The sequence below is a fragment of the Gluconobacter japonicus genome, from assembly GCF_002723975.1.
GTDB classification, from domain to species: Bacteria; Pseudomonadota; Alphaproteobacteria; order Acetobacterales; family Acetobacteraceae; genus Gluconobacter; species Gluconobacter japonicus.
This window is the reverse complement of sequence record NZ_BEWO01000002.1, coordinates 174226-195652: the sequence shown is the minus strand read 5'-3', so window position 1 is coordinate 195652 and position 21427 is coordinate 174226. Positions and strand designations below refer to the sequence as shown.

Here is a 21427-nt window from a genome sequence, read left to right as displayed (position 1 = left end):
AGCGTTGATTCTATGTAGCTCATCCACGATCGCGGATGAAGCCTACGAAACGCTTCAGAAGGCCACCAGATCGAGGTTCAGGAGCAGAAATGTCTCCAAAATCGCGATCGGCACCCGCTGCCCAGGCCAGAAGCCCCGCAGCGGTGGAAAAACCGGCCGAAGCTGCTGCAGTCTCCGGCAGGCCATGAACGTTCAGCGGTTTGCCCATGCGAACCGGCCGAGCGAGAATACGTGTTGCAACAGGCACAATCCCTTCCATCAGGGATGCGCCACCTGTCAGAACGACGCGCCCGTTGGCGAGCCGCCCCAGGCCAGCATTGTCGAGAGCATGACGCACAAGTTCAAGCGTCTCTTCAACGCGAGGCTGAATAACGGAAATCACTTTTGAGCGCGGAATACGGGCCAGACGGTCACGCCCTTCACCGATCAGGGGAACTGACAAAATCTCACGCTGGTCGTCAGAGCCAAGTTGTGCCGCGCCATACATGGTTTTCAGGCGCTCGGCTGTTTCCAGAGACGTGGAAAGTACGCCAGCAATATCGCGCGTGACATGCAGACCGCCGACAGGAATTTGTGCTGTGTGGATCAGTTTGCCTTCACAGAACACGGCCAGAGACGTTGTTCCGCCGCCCATTTCAACAACTGTAACGCCCAGATCCCGCTCTTCGTCGGCCAGTACAGCAACACCGGACGCAAACGGACTTGAAACCAGACCATCCAGTTTCAGTTCGGAATGCTGAAGAACTGTGTCTAGCGTACGCAAGGCACTGGAGTTCATATCCACGACATGCAGCTTGGTGGCGAGTTGCTCGCACTGATGTCCCCGCGGATCAACAATGCCCGACATGGAGTCCACGACATACCCGATCGGTAAGGTATGAATGACATCCCGCCCTTCCGACCAAGCGCGTGCCTGCCCGTCTGCAATCAACCGCTGAACGTCTCCATCCGTAACTTCCCGGCCACCAATTGGCAGTTGTGCGTCAATCAGGCGACTGCGGGGATGCCCGCAGGAAAGATTGACAACCAGTGAGTCCATACGACGTTCAGCGGCTTCTTCTGCCTGCCCGACGGTTGCACGGATCGCAGCTTCGGCTTCACGGATATCGACAATGGATCCCGATCGGATGCCGTGCGAGCGACGCCAGCCATAGCCCAGCACCTGAATGGAGCCGTCAGGCTCACCTTTTCCAATCAGGCACGTCATTTTGGTCGTGCCGATATCAAGCGCACCGAAAACGCCATTGCGCCAGACGCGCGGTTTGGACGTTTCTTCCGGCGGAAGTGGCAGAATCTCTCGTGGTGTTCGGTTCAGCGCGACATCACGCTCCCCACCCACGGGAATCAGGGACCGGCCCCGCAGACCGCGCCGGCGACGGAAAGCCGGAAGATCGGACGTTGGTGTGAGATCGGTCATGGCTGTTGTGTCGTCTGCTTACTGTCAGAAGGAGGGGCGGAGGGAACAGCGTTGGATTTTGCTGGATCAGGCTTGGCAGTGTCAGCCGTTGCGGTATCAGGCGGGGGAGAAGGAGCCGGAACCTGATGAATCACCATTCTGTCAGGCAAGCGCATGTCAATCGAGACAACGGGCCGGTCCAGGAGTTGCATGGATCCCTGATAGCGGGCGAGGCGGGCGAATGCTGCGGCTTCCTCACCTTCTGGCAGGAAGACGGTCGTTCCGTCTTTCAGTGTGACGTTCCAGCGGCGGTCCCCGACACGGATCAGTGCTGTAACACGGGATTTGACATCTGGCTGTTTGGCCAGAGCATCAATCACATTTGCTGCGGCCTTGTTGGCGCCTTCACCAACAACCAATGGAAGCTGAAGAAAAGCCTGAGCATTTTTTCCTGTCAGGCCCTGATCCGGAACTTCCTCGCCCGCACGGTTGATCAGGGTGAAGTGACCATGGGTCTGCCAGACGGCAATCGGGGTCCGTTCCGTCAGATTGATGACGATCGTATCGGGCATCCGACGTTCGACTGTGGCGTGATCGACAAAAGGCAGGTCGTCAATCCGTTTGCGGGCAGCTTCCACGGAAAAGCCGAAAATAGGTCGGCCAAGATTTGTACCCAGTGCGTCATAAAGGGCCTCTTCACTGGTCATGCCACGGCCATTGATGATGACGTGCCTGATGGGCAAAGGCTCCATGGCGACAAGTTTCTCGCGCAAGGGACCGAAACGCTCCTCGGAGGCCGCATCGTAAAGAAGACGGGCACCCACAACGCCTATTCCCATGACCACCAGCAGCACAATTCCTGGCCGGATCAGACGCCTCTGACGACGCCAGAAGAGCTTTGCGCGTGATGGCCTGTCCTCATACGGGGGCATAACCGCCGGGCGATTACCCCGAAAAGAGGGATCACGGTGGAAATCGGGTTCCTGAGGGCGGCCGTCCCTGCGCATCAGCGGTTCAGTGCCTCCTGAACCATCCAGTCACACAGGTCCGGATAAGAAATGCCACAATAAGCAGCCTGTTCCGGCAACAGGGACGTTGGGGTCATACCGGGCTGTGTGTTGACTTCAAGAATGATGAGCGTGTCAGTCTCATCGTCGTAGCGGAAGTCCGTCCGGCTGGCCCCGGCGCAGCCGAGTGTCTGATGAGCGCGCAGAGCGTAATCAAGCGCGCGTTCCGTGACATCCGCAGGCAGGTCAGCGGGCACGACGTGACGGGAGCCCCCAGCCTTGTACTTGGCCTCGAAATCGTAAAATGCAGCAGTTTCGGCTGGCAGGATATCGGTTACCGCAAGTGCCCGATTCCCCATGACACCCGCCGTCAGTTCACGTCCGGGGATAAAGCTCTCCGCAAGGGCTTCCTTGCCGAAACGCCATGTCCGCGCAATTTCGGCACGACGGTTATCGCCCGCACGGATGATCTCAACGCCAACGGAAGACCCTTCCGCAACAGGCTTGATGACATATGGGACGGGAAGGGGATCAGCCTCTGCCAGTTCGGCAACCGTGACGACGCGACCTTCTGCAACGGGCAGACCAGCTGCGGCAAGAAGGATACGTGTCGCTCCCTTGTCCATGGCGACAGCAGACGCCCGGATGCCAGAATGCGTATAGGGCATGCCAAGCCATTCCAGAACGCCCTGAATGGCCCCGTCTTCACCTTTGGGGCCATGCAACGCGTTGAAAACAACGTCCGGAGCAGCAGCCTTCAGGGCCTGAATCGTGACAGCAATATCGGATCCGACATCCACAGGCGTGACATCATGGCCTTTTTCGCGCAGGGCAGAGATGGCAGCCTCGCCACTGACAAGACTGACAGGTCGCTCGCTGGACGTACCGCCATAAAGAACTGCGACCTTCATATCGTCTTCTCTCCTGTAGTCCTGCGACCAATGCGTCTGATTTCCCAGTGCAGGTCAATACCGCTCTGCTCCAGAACTTTTTGGCGAACGGTCTCACCAAGTGTTTCAAGCTGTTCGCTTGTCGCTTCGCCAATGTTGAGCAGGAAATTGCAGTGCTTCTCACTGACCTGCGCACCGCCAAGCATCATCCCGCGACAGCCTGCTTCATCGACCAGCGCCCAAGCCTTGTGACCTTCCGGATTGCGGAATGTCGATCCACCCGTACGGGCGCGCACGGGCTGAGAGGCTTCACGAGAGGCCCGGATTTCCGCAAGGCGTTCACGAATGGCCTCTGGGTTGTCAGGCGTACCACGCAGGCGGGCACGGATAACAATCGCCCCGTCTGGCAATTCGGAATGGCGGTAATCGAAACCCAGCTCTTCGCAGGACAGGCGGCGCAGTTCACCATCAGCCGTCAGGATTTCGGCCCAGTCGAGAACAGCTTTGATATCGGAGCCATAGGCACCAGCATTCATGCGCACCGCACCGCCGATGGACCCCGGAATCCCAACAAGAAATTCCAACCCTGCCAGTCCAGCCGCAGCACTGTGTTCGGCCACCGTGACATCCAGAGCCGCCGCTCCCGCGATGATGCCGTCCGCTTCGACCTGAATATCCGAAAAGCCACGGGCCAGACGTACGACGACGCCCTCGATGCCACCATCACGGATAATGACGTTCGAACAAGCCCCGAGAACGGTCAGCGGCAGATCGGTTGGGCGGTTACGCAGAAGATCGGCGAGATCTTCCACATCTTCCGGAACGAACAGCCAGTCCGCAGGGCCACCAGTCCGGAACCACGCGCGTGCACCCAGAGGCGCATTGGCTGTCAGGCGTCCGCGCAGTCCGCTGACAGGGAAAGCGTCGTTCATACCGCGCTTTCCGCTGTTGGCTTCTTGGCGTTCAGGGCTTCAAGATCATGCGGGAGTGTCTGAGCCCATTGTGTGATTGTACCCGCGCCAAGGCAGACAACATAATCACCCGGCTTGGCGATGGCGTTGATCATTTCCGGGAGAAGCTCGGGAGAAGGCAGCAGGACAACGGATCGGTGGCCACGATCACGCAGTCCCTCAACCAGAGCGTCCCGATCTGCGCCTTCAATCGGGCTTTCTCCAGCGGCATAGACGTCCGCCACGATCACGGTGTCTGCATCATTCATGCAGGTGCAGAATTCCCCAAACAGCCCTTTGAGACGGGAATAACGGTGAGGCTGCACAACAGCGATAACGTTCTTCGCACCAGCCTGACGGGCAGCTTTCAGAACAGCCGCAATTTCAACTGGATGATGGCCGTAGTCATCAATGATCGCGACGCCATTATATTCGCCAGTGCGGGTAAAGCGACGCTTCACACCCTTGAAGGATGCGAGGCCAGACGCGATCACGGAGTCACTGATTTCCATTTCCAGCGCCACGGCAATGGCGGCCAGCGAGTTCAGAACGTTATGGTGCCCCAGCATCGGCAGACGGAAAGGCCCAGCCCGGCGGGTCCGGTTATGAGCACGGTTCGTAACCACAACCTCGAATGTCGCACCGCGCTTGTCCATCACAACCTTTTCGGCGCGAACATCGGCCTGCGGGCTGAAGCCATAGGTGATGATGCGGTGATCGGACAGGCGTGGGATCATCTGCTGGACCTGTGGGTGATCAACACACAGGACTGCAAATCCATAGAACGGAATGTTGGAGACGAACTGGTCATAGCCCGCCTGCATGGCTTCTTCCGTTCCCCAGTGATCGAGATGCTCGGGGTCCATGTTCGTGATGACGGCAATAACGGCCGGAAGGCGCAGGAAGGACCCATCGCTCTCATCGGCCTCTACGACCATCCAGTCTCCGGAGCCCATGCGCGTATTGGTGCCGTAAGCTTCGATGATGCCGCCGTTGATAACGGTCGGGTCCAGCTTGGCGTGTTCCAGAACACAGGCCACGAGGCTTGTCGTTGTGGTTTTGCCGTGCGTGCCACCAATAGCGACGGACCACCGCAGACGCATCAGTTCTGCCAGCATTTCCGCACGACGCACGACCGGGATCAGCTTTGCACGCGCGGCAACAACTTCCGGATTGTCTTTCTTGACAGCCGTGGACGTCACGACAACCTGAGCGTCACCTAAATTGGCGGCATCGTGTCCGATATGGATCTGGATGCCCGCCTGACGAAGCCGCTGCACATTCGAGCTTTCCGCGATATCCGAACCCTGAACCCGGTAGCCCAGCATATGCAGAACTTCCGCAATGCCGGACATTCCGATACCGCCGATACCGACGAAATGAATGGTTCCGATGTTCAGGGGCAGGGCGCGCATGGGGCAGGTACTCTTGAGGTAATAGGACAAAAGGAAAAGATCAGGACTTGAGGACTGATTCGATCAGGTCGGCTACCTTTGCGGCAGCATGAGGGCGAGCAAAGTGTCGGGCGGCTTCCGCAGCGGCCGCGAGACGTTCCGGATGAGTCAGCAGATCGGCGACCAGGGCCGTAACGGCGGCAGATGTAAAGTCCGGCTGGCGGATCATCCACGCGGCACCTGCATCCTGAAGCGCCTTGCCATTGGCACCCTGCTCGTCCGAGGCTGCGATGGGCAGCGGAACCAGAATGGACGGCAGACCCGCCATGGCCAGTTCTGCCACAGACGAGCCGCCTGCGCGGCCGATCACCAGATGAGCGGATTTCAGACGATCCGGCACGTCATTAAAGAAGGGCTCAACGTCAACATCAATGCCCGCTTCTTCGTAGATGGCGCGAACACGGTCTGTATCCTCGGCGCGAACCTGCTGTGTCACATGCAGACGCGTGCGAAACCCGATCGGTAAAGCCGCCAAAGCCTGCGGGACAACATCCGAGAACACACGCGCACCAAGAGATCCGCCCCAGACAAGGATGCGAACGGTTTCAGTTGGCGCGACATAGGGCTGTCCAAAGAGCGCTTCAATGCCCGCCCGAACGGGCATGCCCGTCAAGCTTACATGCGAGCCTTGTGGCAACCGGGCCACGTTCTCATAGGACGTAGCAATCCGTGGAGAAAAACGGGACAGGAACGCATTGGCCTGACCCAGAACGGCATTGCCTTCATGGATCACCATCTCCGGCCGCCGGGCTTTCGGCAACATCCGGGACGCCAGCAACGGCGGAATGGAGGGATACCCACCAAAGCCCACAACGGCTGCCGCTTCCAAAGTTTTCAGGATCTTGCGGGCTTCCAGCATCCCGCGCAGCAGAGCCGTCACGCCACGCAACTTGCCGCCAATGCCTTTGCCCGCCACGCCAGCACCGTCCAGCACATATTGCGGACGATCCTTGAACAGACCCGTCTCACGGCGCCCATGTCGGGCATCCGTCATGAGAACAAGATCATGACCACGTTCCGCCAGAACTGTCGCAACAGCTTCAGCTGGGAAGAAATGTCCTCCCGTTCCGCCGGCAGCAATGACAATCGGGCGTTTCATGGTGTGTGTCTTTCGAGCAGGGAACCGGGGGTGTAGGGCGTCGCGACGCGCTGGGCAATCCTGCCTGGGCCAACATGATGGCGCGTCAGTGCGAGAACCATGCCCATCGTCATTGCCACGGACATGGCCGAACTGCCGCCATAAGAAATGAACGGCAGGGTCATGCCTTTCGTCGGAATGAGATGGAGCGTTGATCCCATATTGACGAAGGCCTGCAACCCAAAACCTGTGACCAGACCGGCAGCAGAGACGATCACAAACGGGTCTTCTTCCCGCATCAGCTTCAGCAATGTGCGAAGAACGATAATCCCGAAAACGATGATGATGCCAAAGCAGAGCAACAGCCCATATTCTTCGCCCGCAACTGCAAATACAAAGTCAGCATGGGCGTCAGGCAGCAGGTCCTTGACGCGTCCTTCGCCCGGGCCACGGCCCAGAAGGCCACCATTGCCGAACGCGCGCAGAGCCGTGTCGATCTGATAGTGATCGCCGACATCCGGATGTAGGAAGCGCTCAACACGGGAACGGACATGCGGGAACATGACAAACGCCATACCGAATGCGCCAACCATGCCCGCAACGCAGAGCCCGACCCAATAAAGCGGCAGACCGTCCACGAAAAGCTGCGTCATGAAGACCATCGTAATGACGGACAACATGCCGATGTCGGGCTGGGATTTCAGCAGAGCCAGAATGATTCCAAAACAGGCGAAGGCGAGGATCATACCGGGAAACGCAATATTTCCACGCAGCACGACGGTACGCCGGGCAGACAGCAGCCACCCCGTCACCACGGCGAAACAGGGTTTTAAAAACTCGGACGGCTGAACGGACATCATGGGGAGCGCAATCCATCGCCGCGCGCCTTTGATTTCCATGCCATGAACAAGCGTCATGGCCGTGGCGGCAAGTGCAATGATTCCGCCAATGAAGGCCAGTTTCTTCACGCCTTCGCGGGACAGATACGAAACACCCAGCACGATCGCTCCGGCAAGAGCCAGAAAGATGACCTGCTTGAGAATGAACATGTTGCGGGACGCGCCGATGCGCGATGCAACGGCCGGGCTGGCTGCAAGCATCAGAACGTAGCCAAGGCCAATCAGGATGCCAACGCAGGCGAGCGTGACCCGGTCGGTATTGCGCCACCAGCGGGCGGCTGCCGATGAATCGACACGGGAGGTACCCGCCATGACCGTCACCCTTCCTGTTCTGTTGTGAGCATTTCGCCCGAATAGCCTGATTTCACAATATTATCGCAAATCTGGAGAAAGTGTGACCCACGATCCTCAAAACTGCGAAACTGATCAAAACTTGCACAGGCTGGGGAGAGCAGAACGGTGTTTACGCCTTCTGCCAAAGCCGCCTCAAACGCTGCAGGGACGGCACGATCCAGCGTTTCGCAAAGCGTAAAGGGCACGTTATGGGCCTTGAGTGTTTCCGCCAGAATGGCTGTATCCCGACCGATCAGGAATGCCTGCGCAATCCGGTCAAACCACGGAACCAGCATGTCGATGCCGCCTGCCTTGGCTGTTCCGCCTGCAATCCACATGACGCGCTCATAAGATCCAAGCGCCTTGGACGCAGCCTCTGCGTTGGTGGCCTTGCTGTCATTGATGAAAGCGACACCATCGCGTTCGGCGATTTTCTGAAGCCGGTGTTCGAGGCCAGGGAAGGATGCCAGCCCCTTGCGAATATCATCATCGCTCAGACCAAGATGGCGCGCCATGGCCCAGGCTGCTGCAACGTTCTGAAGATTGTGTCGGCCCGGCAGGGCGTCCCCCACAAATTCAGGTACTGCATCAGGGTCAAGGAACGTGACTGTCACGCCTTGAGGCGCGACATCGTCTGCAATTCTCTGGCACCATGGATCATCCTGTCCGATGGCAGCCAGGTCATCTGACGTCATATTGTCAAAGACATGCGCTTTGGCGGCGGCATACCCGTCCATATCGCCATGGCGATCCAGATGGTCTGGCGTGATGTTCAGCAGGCATGCCGTGGAGGCATGAAAACGGTCGAGCCGTTCCAGCATATAGGACGACATCTCAATGACATAGACGCCCTGATCAGGAAGCAGGGGGAGGGCGAGGGATGCCGTTCCCAGATTGCCACCCGCCGCGCAAGGGACTCCGGCGGACTGAAGCAGATGGGCCAGAAGGGCCGTCGTCGTGGATTTGCCGTTGGTCCCGGTGACGGCGGCAAAACGCGCCTGTGATCCGGCTTTTCTGACTGCGCGATAGAGCAGTTCGGCATCGGACAGGATCTGAATACCCTGTGCGCGGGCCAGTTCGGCAACGGGATGCGGGCTCGGGAGAAGATGGGGAATACCCGGTGACAGCACAAGGGTTGTCATGCCCGACAGATCCGTCAGAGGAGCGAGCGTCAGGCGGTCATGAGGCGGAAGGACAGGATTGCGATCATCCCATGCCTGAACCTCGGCCCCCATTCTCAGAAGCGCATCAACCACGGCTGCACCATTACGGCCGAGACCGCAGACAGCGTAGCGCTCACCTGCAAGAAGATCTGTCGGAAATCCGTTCATCTCAGTTTCAGTGTGGCGAGACCACACAGCCCCAGAACAATGGAGACAATCCAGAACCGTACGACGATCTTCGGCTCCTGCCAGCCCTTCTTTTCGAAGTGATGATGCAGCGGAGCCATCAGGAATACCCGCCGCCCGGTGCGTTTGTACCAGAACACCTGAATGACGACGGACAGCGTCTCCGCCACAAACAGGCCGCCAACAATACACAGAACAAGCTCATGCTTGACGGCCACAGCAACGGCACCCAGTGCGCCGCCAAGCGAAAGTGAGCCCGTATCCCCCATGAAAACGGCTGCTGGCGGAGCGTTGAACCACAGGAAGCCAAGCCCGGCTCCGATCAGTGCGGCACAGAAAACCGCCAGTTCTCCGGTCCCAGGAACTGGGTGGAGCTGAAGGTAATCCGCGAAGACATGGTTGCCGACCAGATAGGCAATCAGCGCAAAGACCAGTGCCGCGATCACAACCGGAACAATGGCCAGACCATCCAGACCATCCGTGAAGTTCACGGCATTGCCAAACCCGGTAATCGTAATCATGGCAAAGAGCGGAAAAGCATAACCCAGGGGCAGGAGAATATCCTTCACAAAGGGAAAGGCTACGGCGTTGCGAATTTCCGGGGGCGTCAGATGCTGGAGCCAGATGCCCGCAATAAGGGAGGCCGCAAATTCACAGCCCAGTCGCATCCGTTTTGAGACGCCCTGCGTGTTGCGCTTGGAAAGCTTCAGGTAATCGTCCGCAAACCCAACCGCTCCAAAAGCCGCAGTCGTCAACATAACCGCCCAGACAAAGCCGTTTGTCAGATCCGCCCAGAGGAGCGTTGCGGAAAACAGCGCAATCAGGATCAGCATCCCGCCCATGGTCGGCGTGCCCGCCTTTTCCAGAATATGACGTTCAGGACCAAGTGCCCGGATAGGCTGGCCTTCACGCTGGATCCGCTTGAGTTGCGCGATGAACGGATTGCCGAGCGCAAGCGAGATCACCAGTGCCGTCAGACAGGCACATCCAGAACGGAAGGTCAGATAATGGAAAAGGTTGAAGAAGCCCCCATGCGACGAGGCATGTGAGGCAACAAGATTGAAGAGCATCAGGCAGAGACCGGGTTGGAAGCGTTATCGAGAGCGGCGATGACATCGCGCATCCGGCTACCCAGGCTGCCTTTGACAAGCAGAAGATCGCCGGGCCGGAGAGCGTTGAGAAGGAGAGGGGCGAGCGAACGTGAGTCTGGTGCGTAAGCCCCGCGCAGAGCTTCAGGCAGAGCGTCGTAAAGGGCGCGCATATGCTCGCCACAGCAGAAAGCGATCGCATTGGATGCGATGACAGCATCCGCCAAAGAGTAGTGTTCGGCATCCGCAAACGCGCCAAGTTCGCGGATGTCACCTAAGGCAGCCACGCGACGTTTCGCTGGCAGAAGGGCAAGCGTTTCGAGCGTCGAACGGATACTGGTTGTGGAGGCGTTGTAGCTCTCATCAAGCAACTGAACACCATTCAGCACTGCACGCATCTGACCGCGCCCGGCACCCGGGACAAAATCCGTCAAAGCACGCGCCGCCTCGGAAACATCTTCTCCAAGTGCAGCGATGGCCCCCAGAGCGAGTGCTGCATTGCGAGCAAGATGGCGACCCGGTGCATTCAGATGCACGCTCAGGTCTCCGACTTCCGGAAGCGTCAGGACAAAGTCACTTCCGTTTGCTGTGCAGACAAGACCAGTCAGCCGGATTTCAGAATTAACGGAAAGACCACTGTGCCAGAGCTTCGCATGGGCTGGGAGTGCCGCACGGAACAAATCCTGTCCGATTGCGTCGTCAGGAACGACGGCCGTGCCATCCGCAGTCAAAGCACCAAAGAGCGTAGCTTTTTCGCGTGCAATTTCTTCAACGCTGCCCATATGGCCGAGATGCGCCGTCCCAATCGTGGTGATGATTGCCACATCCGGCCGCACCTGCGTCGCCAATGGCGCAATTTCACCGACATGGTTCATGCCAACTTCACTGACGCAGAACCGTGCGTCCCGTGGCAGACGAGCGAGCGTCAGAGGGACACCCCAGTGGTTGTTGTAGGACGCGACGGCCGCATGTGTCGGACCAAGAGCCGACAGAGCCGTACGCAGCATATCTTTCGTGGTGGTCTTCCCCACACTTCCCGTAACGGCAATGACCTTTCCGTCAAAACGGTCGCGCGCGTAACGCCCGAGTGCTTCAAGGCCACCCATCGTATCCGTGACGATCAGCAGACGAGGGTCTGTCGAACCCTGCGTGTCATGAACCATGACGCACGCCGCGCCAGCTTCGAGTGCCTGTGCAATATGGGCATGCCCATCACTGGTTTCGCCTTTGAGGGCAATGAACAGATCGCCGGGCTTCAGAGTGCGTGTATCAATGGAAATACCCGTCACACTGATATCAGCGGCAAGTGTGCCCTGTGTAGCGTCACGAAGTTCCTGACTGGTCCAGAGAGCGGTCATGCTGCACCTGCCAGTTCACGGATTACGCTGCGATCATCAAACGGAAGAACCGTCTGGCCAACAATCTGCCCCTGTTCATGACCTTTGCCCGCCACGACCAGAATGTCACCGGGCTTAAGGGCCTCCAGACCGGCTGCAATGGCAGACCGGCGATCACCGATTTCCAGTGCATCCGGGCAGGCTGCATGAATGGCAGCGCGAATGCTCTGCGGTTCTTCCGTACGGGGGTTGTCGTCCGTGACGATTGCCACATCGGCCATGCGGGCTGCAACTTCGCCCATGAGCGGACGCTTGCCACGATCCCGATCACCACCCGCCCCAAAGACCACAACCAGACGGCCTTCTGTATGGGGGCGAAGACTTGCCAGAACGCGTTCCAAAGCATCAGGCGTATGGGCGTAATCCACATACGCTGCGGCGCCATTGGATAGTTCAGCAGCTCGTTCGCAACGCCCGCGCACACCCGTTAACTGGGGGAGCAGATCCACAAGACCACGTGCGTCGTTTTCTGTCTGCCAGCACATTGCCGCCGCCAGCATCGCATTGTCGGCCTGGAACAGTCCCGGCAAACCAAGCGTCATTTCCGGTAAGTCTTCGCCATAGAGAGACAGGCGCACAATCTGGCCCGTTGGCGTTGGGCGCGTTTCCAGAAGGCGCAGGGCCTGTCCCGTCTTGCCCGTTGTCCGAAGTGTCATGCCCCGTTGTGCTGCGATAGCGTGCAGGGCGTTCAGCGTGTCTGCATCCATATCCGCATTGACGGCAGCAATACCACTGGCGGGCAGGAGATCTTCGAACAGACGCAGTTTCGCTGCACGATAGGCTTCAAGAGTGCCGTGATAATCCAGATGGTCCCGCGTCAGGTTCGAGAACCCGGCAGCATTGAGCCTCACACCATCCAGCCGATGCTGTTCCAGACCATGAGACGATGCTTCAAGGGCAACATGGTTCACATCATGCTGGGCCAGAGACGCCAGCGTGGCTGCCAGTGAGACCGGATCGGGTGTTGTCAGGGAAGGGGGAGGCGGAACATCGACATTCGCAATCAGTCCCAGCGTGCCGAGGCTTGCAGCCTTGAGTCCCTGAAGCGTCCAGAGCTGACGCAGAAACTCAGCCGTGCTGCTCTTGCCGTTCGTTCCGGTGACGGCTGCAATGCAGGAGGGCTGAGGCCCCGCAAGTGTTGCCGCCATCAGCGCAAGCAGATGCTTGGCGTCCGGCGTCAGGAGAACCGGGATGTCTGCTTCAGCGGGATGATCCGCAATGATGGCGACGGCACCCTTTGCGACAGCCTGAGGAATAAATGCTGCTCCGTCCTGTTTCGCGCCACGCAGAGCGAAAAACAGTGTGCCCGGCTGAACCTGTCTGCTGTCTGCCGTGACAGTCAGGATTTCAGGGTCGACGGAAGGCGACAGAACGGAACCATTCTGCCGGAGAAGTTCAGAGAGACGCATGGGCAGGCTCAGTGCTGTGTCTTGGGAGAATGCGCCTGATTGCGCGGATCACCGGGATCGTTTCCGGGACCGAGGGCACGATAGCCCGCTGGCACAGACGGATTCATGGGAATGGCGAGAGACGCTTCAATCGCGTCCTTGTTGGCTGTGTCCGGGAACTGGTTCAGGATTGGTCCAACACGTGAAATGATCTTTTTCACGGTTGGCGCGGCGTTCCAGGCAGCTGTGGTCCAGCCGTGGGTTGCCGCTGTACCCTGCGGACTGTCGAGCATGACATAAACCGCATAATGCGGATTGTTCATCGGGAAGACACTGGTGAAGGCCGAAACGTTGACGTGTTTCAGGTATCCGCCATGAGCACCGATCTTTTCCGCCGTACCTGTCTTACCACCAACATAGTACCCCGGAACCTCAGCTGATTTGCCGCTGCCGACCGTGACGTCGAGGCGCAACAGTTTGCGAAGCAGGGCAGACGTCTTTTCTGACAGAACCCGCGTTCCAACGGGCGTTTGTGCGCCGATATCATCGCCATTATCGGTCTCATCCGGCTTGTAGGCAACGGGCCGGACCTTGGCGTCTGGTGTCTGGGCTTCATCCTGCTGGTCGCGTGCTACAAGCGTCGGCTTGAGCAGGATCCCACCATTCACAGTCGCTGCGGTGCCACGGACAATGGCCAGAGGAGGCTCAGCTACGCCATGGCCAAAGCCCACGGTCATAACCGTTGAAAGCCCCCAGTTCTTTGACGCTGGCACCAGAGGACGTCCGGCTTCGGGCAACTCAACCGGAACACGGTTGAAAAACCCCATACTGCGTAGCCAGTCCTGCTGACGTTGAGCGCCAACATCCAGAGCGATGTGTGCCGCCGCCGGGTTGGATGAGTAGGCCAGAACACCTGGCAAAGACAGCCAGGGCGCAAAATGATCGGTCTTCATGTCACGGATGGTGAAGCGTCCGATCCGGATGGGAATGGTCGAGAACCGATCCCAGATATGCACAACGCCGAGCTGGAGACCCATTGCAGCAGTCTGAAGCTTGAACGTCGAACCCGGTTCGTACATGCCCGTCACAGCGCGGTTAAAGCGGGCATCATTTGGCGCATGGTTAAAGTCGTTAGCGTCATAGTCAGGCAGACTGACCATGGCGAGGATCTCGCCCGTCCGCACATCCATGACGATTGCTGAGGCACCAATGGCCGAAAACTCATCCTTGGCAGCCGCAAGCTCGTCATGGGCCACGGCCTGCACACGAACATCCAGAGATAGCCGAAGCGGTGTGCGATCTGAGTTCAGGCGCTGATCAAAAAACCGCTCGACGCCAGCAATGCCGTGGTCGTCAATATCCACGCTTCCCATGATCTGGGCAGCCGTCCGGCCAAGCGGATAGTGGCGACGCTCGCCAGCTTCAAAATAGATACCGGGAATACCCAGATTATTGATCGCGATTTCCTGCACCGGAGAAATATCACGGGCAATGTAGACGAACTGCTTTTTCAGGGAGAGGCGACGGACTGTTTCTGTCTCATCCAGTTTTGGCAGAACAGTCTTCAGCTTCTTTGTCGCATCCTCTGGATCAATCAATTCCATCGGATTGGCGTAGACCTGCGCAACCGGAAGAGAGAGAGCCAGCGTCTGACCATTTCGGTCCGTAATGGTCGCGCGCTTGACGGAAGGCAGAACAAAATCGCCCGCCATCTCACCGCGTGGATCACTCTTGGGAATTTCCGGAACCTGAGGCGCGATCTGCCGCTTTTCTGGCTCCATCGGCATCAGAACTGTTGCAAAAGTCGCCTTAAGGGCGACTGCACCATAGATCGCAAGAAAGCCCATGCCCGCCACGAGAAGGCGGCCATGCATCTGGTCAAGGTTCAGGCGGCGGGACGAAGGCTTCGGTCCCGCTGCCTGCGAGCCGCGCTGCTCCGCCCGCTTATTCTGGCGTGCTGCGCGACGCGAACCTGATGGGGGTGGCACGTCCTGAGGCATCGTGCGGCGTTGCGTCCTATGTAAGGTGCTCGCCCGAAGCTATCCGGAAAATACTTGACGAGCAGTTAACGAGAGGGAGGTCTCAGTTAGCCAACGGAACCGGCGGGGGCAATGCATCTCCATCATTTCCCAGCGCAGAGCTGGCATGATGACGGACGCGCGGACGCTCTTCTTCGGCAACCCGCGTCAGTGACGCTTCACGGACCTGATGAACTGGCTGGCTGTGCCAGGCCGTGGCGACCACAGGCGTCGGGCGTGTTCCATGGTAACTCACCAGGCGTACGCTTGGCGTCACATCAGATCGTGCCGTACTCAGATGAGGAACCACAGGGCGCGTGGCTGCCGCAGATGCCAGTTCGGTGTCGGCGCTATGAACAATCCGGTCTGCTCGCGGATGAACAGGATGAGGTATCGCAACGGCCTTGGCTGTCACGATGCGTGGCGTGGCTGGAAGAGGCTGAGGGGCTGCTGCGGCAATAACCGGAGCATGCGTGACTGGTACGACAGGGTGGGTAACAGGTGCTGCCGGAAGCGGCAGATGCGCCTCGGTTGCTGCGCGGTTCACGACTTCATGGAGTCCCTCGCGCGGATCAGCGGGGGTCGGACGGGAGCCAGGAGCGGGCAGGCGGCTTTCCACGCTGGCCATCCGCACGAACTGATCCGGAGCCATCGGGTGGAGATCGGGCACAAAGCGTGCTGCCAGAACATTCAGGCGATCCGGCTGATTGAGAAGCGCCCATTCCGTCCGCAGCATGGCTGTCTGTGAGCGGACCTTCTGCGTCTCCTGAACGATCTTGGTAATCTTCTGATCAAGGACCGTCGTCTCATGTTTCTTGGTATAGAGAAACAGGCCGGACCCTGCGGCGAGGACAGCGCAGGCGATGGTGAAAGGCCGGATCATGCTCGGTTTCCTGAGGCGGACGGTTGAGAGGCGGAATTACGAACCAGGGCGCGCAAACGTGCGCTTCTTGCTCTGGGGTTTTCCCGCGCTTCCTCTTCCGTGGCAGGCAGGGGGCGGGAATGGAGAAGGGAAAAAACTGGCGGCTCTTTCCGGACGGGAGCCGGATCGTAGCGGGACGGGTTGGCTGTGCGGCCAGCCAGTTCCGCCATGGCACGCTTTGCCAGACGATCTTCAAGAGAATGGAACGTCACAACAACGAACACACCGCCCGGAGCCAGAAGGCGAGGGGCAGCTTCCAGTGCGCGTTCCAGTTCACCCAACTCGTCGTTCACGGCAATCCGAAGACCCTGAAAGCTGCGGGTGGCCGGATCGATCTTGGAGCGATCTTTGGGAACGCAGGAGCGCACGATATGAGCCAGACGACCTGTTGTCGTGATTGGCTCTTCGGTGCGTGCGGTAACAATAGCGCGGGCAATGCGGCGGGAGAGCTTCTCTTCGCCGTAGCGATAGAGAACATCCGCCAGATCACTTTCCTTCATGGAATTAACGAGATCTGCAGCGGATGGGCCGTCAGTGCCCATACGCATGTCCAGCGGGCCGTCATTGCGGAAAGAAAATCCTCGCTCGGCCTGATCGATCTGAAACGATGAGACGCCCAGGTCCAGAACAATCCCATCAAACGGACCATCCTGCCCGACGAGCTCTTCCATATTCCCGAACGTGCCCTGATGCATGATCAGGCGGCCATTAGCCTGCTGAGCCATGGCTTCGCCGCGTGCAATGGCCGTGGGATCACGATCAATGCCGTGCAGGGTGCAATCCGCACTGTTCAGGATGGCACGGGCATAGCCGCCGCCTCCGAAGGTACCGTCCAGATAGCGACCGCCATCGCGGGGAGAAAGCGCCTCGAGCACTTCCTTCAGCATGACGGGGACATGCCCCTGATGGATGAGAGTAATCGCGTTCATGCCGCAACTCCGTTGGCCGGTCTGCGGCTGCCTGTCAGTTCTTTTGCCCGTGCACGCGCCTGAAGACGACGCTCCGCTGCAGCTTCCGGATTCCAGATCTGGAAAACGCGACCCAGTCCCATGAACGAGACTTCGTCTGTCAGCGAGGCGTGAGTGCGCAGAACATCCGGAAGAATGATCCGGCCTTCCTTGTCGCTGTCCAGCGGGTAGGCATCCGCATACAGGCTGGCAGCAAGGTCATCATGATCTTCCGAGAACGGATCGTATTCGTCGAGCGGCTGAGCGAGGGAAGCAAAGGCAGCCGACGTCCAGGCTTCAATGCAGGGATGCAGATGCGATGGACGAAGAATAACCAGAGCCTCGCCCGGCTGGGCCTGTGTTCTGAGAGCGGATCGGAAAGGAGCCGGAATGGAAACACGTCCCTTGGCGTCAAAGCGGTTCTGATGTGTGCCGAGGAACATGCTCATTGATGATGTGCCTCCCTTCACTTCAGGACCCGCGCAAGGTGTTCAGGTATTTCTCTGTTCTTTCTTGGGATACCATGGGATTTTATGGGACGTCAAACACATATCTGCGAAAAACGGCAGAAAACTGCGGCTATTTTCAATGCGGGAATTGTGACGCAATTTTTTGCTATTTATTAGGAATTATCAGGGATAATCGTCCGGCGAGATCTATACCTGCCGCTATTTGTTCCCTTTATGTTCTCTTGATATCTGCTCTGGGAAGTACTGGAGAACGGTTTTGGATCAGAGGTGCCAGACGGCCTGTAAGCCGGGTTCTGTCCGCCAAAGGCGGGACGATCATTCCTCTGGGACATGCATTGCTGCATGCCTCACGCAACCAACCCGAACGACGGAGTGAGATGCTCCCGGCTGCCTTGCGACAGCCTGCCGTTCCTATTCGGTCTTGCTCCCGGTAGGGTTTACCGTGACCGACGCCGTTGCCGGAATCGCGGTGCGCTTTTACCGCACCGTTTCGCCCTTACCCGCGACATGTTCCAGAAGGAACAGTCCGGCGGGCGGTCTGTTTTCTGTGGCACTGTCCCTAGGGTCGCCCCCGCCGGCTGTTAGCCGGTACCGTTTTCCCATGGAGCCCGGACTTTCCTCCATGACAGGGATCCTCATCCCGGTCACAGCGATCGTCCAGCCGTCTGGCGGGCGGACCTTGCGCCGGGAGCGGTTGCGGGTCAAGGGCAGACTTTCGGTTCATTTGTCGCCATGATGCTGGAATGCAACCGACTTTTGCTCTGCGGATCTTTCTTTTCTGGCTGGAATGGCAAGCCCGCCGTCGCGGAATGATGTCTCGTTCCGTGCCCATTGATGTGGTGCCGGACATCCCGGCGCCTATGCCGTCAGCTACGGCTCTCGCGCATCTCAGGCGGGTGACCGGGAGACCAAGTTTTCCTCAATGTCTGTCCTCGCTGCGTATTCGCAAATGGATTGAGATCAACGTACCAGGTGAAGTGGGAGAGCGGCCTGCGCGGCTCTATCGTCCCAGAGGAAAAGTCACGGGCATCGTGCTGTTTCTGCACGGTGGAGGATTCGTTCATTGCGACACAATCTCCCACCACGGTATCTGCTGCCGACTGGCTGCGACATCCAGGGCTATGGTTCTATCGCTCGATTACCGTCTTGCGCCTGAGCATCGTTTCCCTGCAGGTCTGAGAGATGCACAGGCAGCCCTTAAATGGCTCAGGCAAGTTGCACCCAAGCTTCCGATTGCAGTGACGGGTGACAGTGCTGGAGGGAATCTTTCAGCTGCGCTTACGCATTGGAGTCGTATCGACCCACATATTACTCTGGCTGCTCAGCTTCTGTATTACCCGGCCGTCAGTGGACCGATCATTCCTGCGTCCCGGCAGGCCTATGGCCAAGGCTATATGCTCACTACGGAATTGCTGCACTGGTACTGTGGGCAGACCCTTGCGGCTCCGGATGATCTATTTGATCCAGAGTTTTCGCCAGTTTTTGCCGAGACCTTCAAGAATCTTCCACCTGCGATGATCGTAACGGCTGGTTTCGATCCGTTAAGAGGTGAGGGAGAGCTTTATACCCGTCTGCTCAGAGACGCAGGTGTTCCGGTTCGGTATCGTCTTTTCCCGCGCATGATCCATGGTTTTCTGAATGGATACGCTTTGTTTCGGGATGGACGGACGGCGCTGCGGGAAGGAGGCGGGTTTCTGAAGGAAGCATTCAGGAAGGCCGGGACAGCGTCTTCCTGAAAAGCCAGTTCTGTCAGGGCTGAAGCTGACGAAAGGAACCGGGTGTCCCTGCGTCCGTCTGAAGGGTTCGCTCGCTGCGATCAACTTTCACGCTGAACAGCTTGTCAGCGGAAGGTTTGTCACCCGGGCAACCGTTTCCATGTCGTCCCAGAACGTCAATGATCGGATTATTGTCCGCAGCATTGCCATTCACGACAAATACCAGGCACTTTTTCGGCATATCCGTCAGGCCGTCATTGGTCACGACAAGGCGCAGATGTTCCACAAGGGCTGTGTTGTCGAACCAGCTCAGCTTGTTGAACGTGAACTTGTCATAAGAAAAGTCCAGAAGTCCGGTACGAACGATCACGAACATCAACAGAAACGCCGGCACCACAATCAGGAGCCGGCGCATCAGATGCTGTTTGAGTGTACGAGGCGGACGCCGTGTGCCCCGTGAGAAACGGGGCTTTGCGTTCGCGTTGTCAGTCAAAAGCGTTTACTCCATATCTTCGTGCCACTTGTCGCCCTTGGCGGCGAGCATTTCAGCAGACTTTTCCGGACCGTACGAACCGGCACTGTAAGTCTGCATCGGCACCTTGTTCTCGCTCCAGGCGTTGAGAACAGGCTCAGCCCAGCGCCATGCCGCCTCGACCTCGTCACGACGGATGAAGAGAATAGGATTGCCCCGCACCGCGTCAAGGAGAAGACGCTCGTAAGAGTCCGGGAAGGGCAGTCCGCCTTCCATCCGGATCGCTGTGTCCAGATCGGCAGTGCGCAGTGTATAGGCGTCCAGAGCCGGGTTTTTGACGTTCAGCTGAAGCTCGATACCTTCATTGGGCTGAATGCGGATAACCAGACGGTTTCCTGCCGGTGCTGAACCAAAAAGCGTGGTCGGAGCAGAGCGGAAGCGAATAACGATTTCGCTGACCTTGTGGGCAGACCGCTTTGCAGTGCGGATGTAGAACGGCACACCCTTCCAACGTGGTGTATCAACCCAGGCCCGGATGGCAGCGTAGGTTTCCGTGTTGCTTGGCTGCCCAAGCTCTTCCAGATAGCCCGGAACGCTCTGACCACCGACAACGCCTGCCGTGTACTGAGCGCGAACTGTTTCAGCCGCTACCGTTTCATCCGTGATGGGACGAAGGGCGTTCAGGACGGCCAGTTTCGCATTGCGAACAGTGTCGGCTTCCAGAGAGTCCGGAGCTTCCATGGCGACAAGGCACAGAACCTGAAGAAGATGGTTCTGTATCATATCGCGCATGGCGCCTGACGTGTCGTAGTAGGACGCACGTCCCTCTACGCCAACAGTTTCGGCGGCCGTGATCTGTACGCTCTCAATCTGCTCGCCAGACCAGATTGTATTCATGATCGGATTGGCAAAGCGCAGCGCCAGAACATTCTGGACGGTTTCTTTTCCAAGATAATGATCGATGCGGTAGATCTGGTTTTCGGGGAAATACTGGCCAACACCGTCATTGATGGCGGTGGCTGTAGCCATATCCGTGCCGATCGGCTTCTCCAGCACAACGCGCGAATGGGGCGTTACGAGACCGTGGCTGTGCAGGTTCTCGCAAATGCGACCATAGAGCTGAGGTGCTGTCGCGAAGTAATAGACGCGGATCCGGTCGGCCGGGGCCTGAGAGAGAAGGGAAGACAAATCCCCCCATTCACTGTCTGCCTTTGTGCCATCAAGTGTGACATAGTGTAGAAGGCTGAGAAAACGGTCTACAAGGACCGATGACCGGACATCATCAGGTATGAAGCGTTCCAGCGCCTCTCTGGCGCGGGCAACATAGCCTTCCCGGTCGATATCCGTACGCGCGGTTCCGATGATGCGGGCATCATCAGGAATCTGCCCCATGCGGAGACGGTTATAAAACGCAGGCAGAAGCTTGCGCATCGTGAGATCGCCGGTGGCGCCAAAGATAACATAGTCGAATGGCTCGACCTGCTGGACGTGTTCCATGAGTGCTCTCTGACCTCTCGAACCCGGATTGTCGGGGAAAAGGGTTTAGGGTTCAGACCTTTGCAGGCACGGTCTAGTTCCGCTCTGGGGGGCTTTCTGTCAAGGGAACGAGCATGCACGACATCGGGAGGTCGCATCACGGAAACGCGTGCGTTCC

18 protein-coding genes and 1 other RNA gene are annotated in these 21427 nt (G+C 58.3%); 1 reads left to right on the top strand and 18 read right to left on the bottom strand.

The window, feature by feature from the left end; genetic code table 11:
• Positions 1 to 19: 19 nt before the first annotated feature.
• The 16 genes from ftsA to rnpB all read right to left on the bottom strand — a co-directional run bounded on the left by ftsA (position 20) and on the right by rnpB (position 18255).
• Positions 20 to 1417, bottom strand: a complete 1398-nt coding sequence (gene ftsA, locus GJA01_RS02275) for a cell division protein FtsA (RefSeq protein ID WP_010503963.1) — start codon at positions 1415 to 1417, stop codon at positions 20 to 22.
• Positions 1414 to 2403 carry a cell division protein FtsQ/DivIB gene (locus GJA01_RS02270; protein WP_062505526.1) on the bottom strand — a complete coding sequence of 330 codons (990 nt, stop codon included), beginning with the start codon at positions 2401 to 2403 and terminating at the stop codon, positions 1414 to 1416. Before GJA01_RS02270 ends, ftsA begins: the two co-directional genes overlap by 4 nt.
• Entirely contained in the window at positions 2403 to 3314 is a 912-nt protein-coding gene (locus tag GJA01_RS02265; RefSeq protein WP_062505527.1) for a D-alanine--D-alanine ligase, read from the bottom strand. Before GJA01_RS02265 ends, GJA01_RS02270 begins: the two co-directional genes overlap by 1 nt.
• Complete coding sequence (gene murB / locus GJA01_RS02260; protein WP_062505529.1) at positions 3311 to 4225, bottom strand: UDP-N-acetylmuramate dehydrogenase; 915 nt, start codon at positions 4223 to 4225, stop codon at positions 3311 to 3313. Before murB ends, GJA01_RS02265 begins: the two co-directional genes overlap by 4 nt.
• A complete protein-coding gene (gene murC, locus GJA01_RS02255; protein ID WP_062505531.1) occupies positions 4222 to 5658 on the bottom strand; it encodes a UDP-N-acetylmuramate--L-alanine ligase in 1437 nt (478 codons plus the stop codon). Before murC ends, murB begins: the two co-directional genes overlap by 4 nt.
• Positions 5659 to 5698: 40 nt before the next feature.
• Positions 5699 to 6796 carry an undecaprenyldiphospho-muramoylpentapeptide beta-N-acetylglucosaminyltransferase gene (murG, locus tag GJA01_RS02250; RefSeq protein ID WP_062505533.1) on the bottom strand — a complete coding sequence of 366 codons (1098 nt, stop codon included), beginning with the start codon at positions 6794 to 6796 and terminating at the stop codon, positions 5699 to 5701.
• Positions 6793 to 7986 (bottom strand): FtsW/RodA/SpoVE family cell cycle protein, encoded by a 1194-nt coding sequence (locus GJA01_RS02245; protein WP_062505535.1) that lies wholly within the window; start codon positions 7984 to 7986, stop codon positions 6793 to 6795. Before GJA01_RS02245 ends, murG begins: the two co-directional genes overlap by 4 nt.
• A 5-nt stretch (positions 7987 to 7991) precedes the next feature.
• Positions 7992 to 9338, bottom strand: a complete 1347-nt coding sequence (gene murD / locus GJA01_RS02240; protein ID WP_062505537.1) for a UDP-N-acetylmuramoyl-L-alanine--D-glutamate ligase — start codon at positions 9336 to 9338, stop codon at positions 7992 to 7994.
• Positions 9335 to 10426 (bottom strand): phospho-N-acetylmuramoyl-pentapeptide-transferase, encoded by a 1092-nt coding sequence (mraY, locus tag GJA01_RS02235; protein WP_010503952.1) that lies wholly within the window; start codon positions 10424 to 10426, stop codon positions 9335 to 9337. Before mraY ends, murD begins: the two co-directional genes overlap by 4 nt.
• Positions 10426 to 11802, bottom strand: a complete 1377-nt coding sequence (locus GJA01_RS02230; protein ID WP_062505539.1) for a UDP-N-acetylmuramoyl-tripeptide--D-alanyl-D-alanine ligase — start codon at positions 11800 to 11802, stop codon at positions 10426 to 10428. The genes mraY and GJA01_RS02230 overlap by 1 nt, the downstream gene beginning before the upstream one ends.
• Positions 11799 to 13250 carry a UDP-N-acetylmuramoyl-L-alanyl-D-glutamate--2,6-diaminopimelate ligase gene (locus tag GJA01_RS02225; RefSeq protein WP_062505541.1) on the bottom strand — a complete coding sequence of 484 codons (1452 nt, stop codon included), beginning with the start codon at positions 13248 to 13250 and terminating at the stop codon, positions 11799 to 11801. The genes GJA01_RS02230 and GJA01_RS02225 overlap by 4 nt, the downstream gene beginning before the upstream one ends.
• 8 nt (positions 13251 to 13258) lie before the next feature.
• Positions 13259 to 15229: a peptidoglycan D,D-transpeptidase FtsI family protein gene (locus tag GJA01_RS02220; protein WP_062505542.1), complete on the bottom strand. Its 1971-nt coding sequence runs from the start codon at positions 15227 to 15229 to the stop codon at positions 13259 to 13261.
• An 82-nt stretch (positions 15230 to 15311) separates the two neighbouring features.
• Complete coding sequence (gene ftsL, locus GJA01_RS02215; RefSeq protein ID WP_062505545.1) at positions 15312 to 16130, bottom strand: cell division protein FtsL; 819 nt, start codon at positions 16128 to 16130, stop codon at positions 15312 to 15314.
• Positions 16127 to 17098, bottom strand: coding sequence for a 16S rRNA (cytosine(1402)-N(4))-methyltransferase RsmH (gene rsmH / locus GJA01_RS02210; protein WP_062505547.1), 972 nt, complete (start codon positions 17096 to 17098; stop codon positions 16127 to 16129). The genes ftsL and rsmH overlap by 4 nt, the downstream gene beginning before the upstream one ends.
• Positions 17095 to 17565, bottom strand: coding sequence for a division/cell wall cluster transcriptional repressor MraZ (gene mraZ, locus GJA01_RS02205; RefSeq protein WP_010503946.1), 471 nt, complete (start codon positions 17563 to 17565; stop codon positions 17095 to 17097). Before mraZ ends, rsmH begins: the two co-directional genes overlap by 4 nt.
• Before the next feature lie 287 nt (positions 17566 to 17852).
• Positions 17853 to 18255: RNase P RNA component class A (rnpB, locus tag GJA01_RS02200), an RNA gene on the bottom strand.
• 74 nt (positions 18256 to 18329) lie between these two features.
• Between rnpB and GJA01_RS02195 the strand changes: the two genes are divergently transcribed.
• Positions 18330 to 19322: an alpha/beta hydrolase gene (locus GJA01_RS02195; RefSeq protein ID WP_062505549.1), complete on the top strand. Its 993-nt coding sequence runs from the start codon at positions 18330 to 18332 to the stop codon at positions 19320 to 19322.
• A gap of 13 nt (positions 19323 to 19335) precedes the next feature.
• On the opposite strand, the gene GJA01_RS02190 is transcribed toward GJA01_RS02195, so the two are convergent.
• Both GJA01_RS02190 and zwf read right to left on the bottom strand, forming a co-directional pair.
• Positions 19336 to 19716 (bottom strand): hypothetical protein, encoded by a 381-nt coding sequence (locus tag GJA01_RS02190; RefSeq protein ID WP_082204513.1) that lies wholly within the window; start codon positions 19714 to 19716, stop codon positions 19336 to 19338.
• An 84-nt stretch (positions 19717 to 19800) separates the two neighbouring features.
• A complete protein-coding gene (gene zwf / locus GJA01_RS02185; protein ID WP_062505551.1) occupies positions 19801 to 21270 on the bottom strand; it encodes a glucose-6-phosphate dehydrogenase in 1470 nt (489 codons plus the stop codon).
• Positions 21271 to 21427 lie beyond the last annotated feature (157 nt).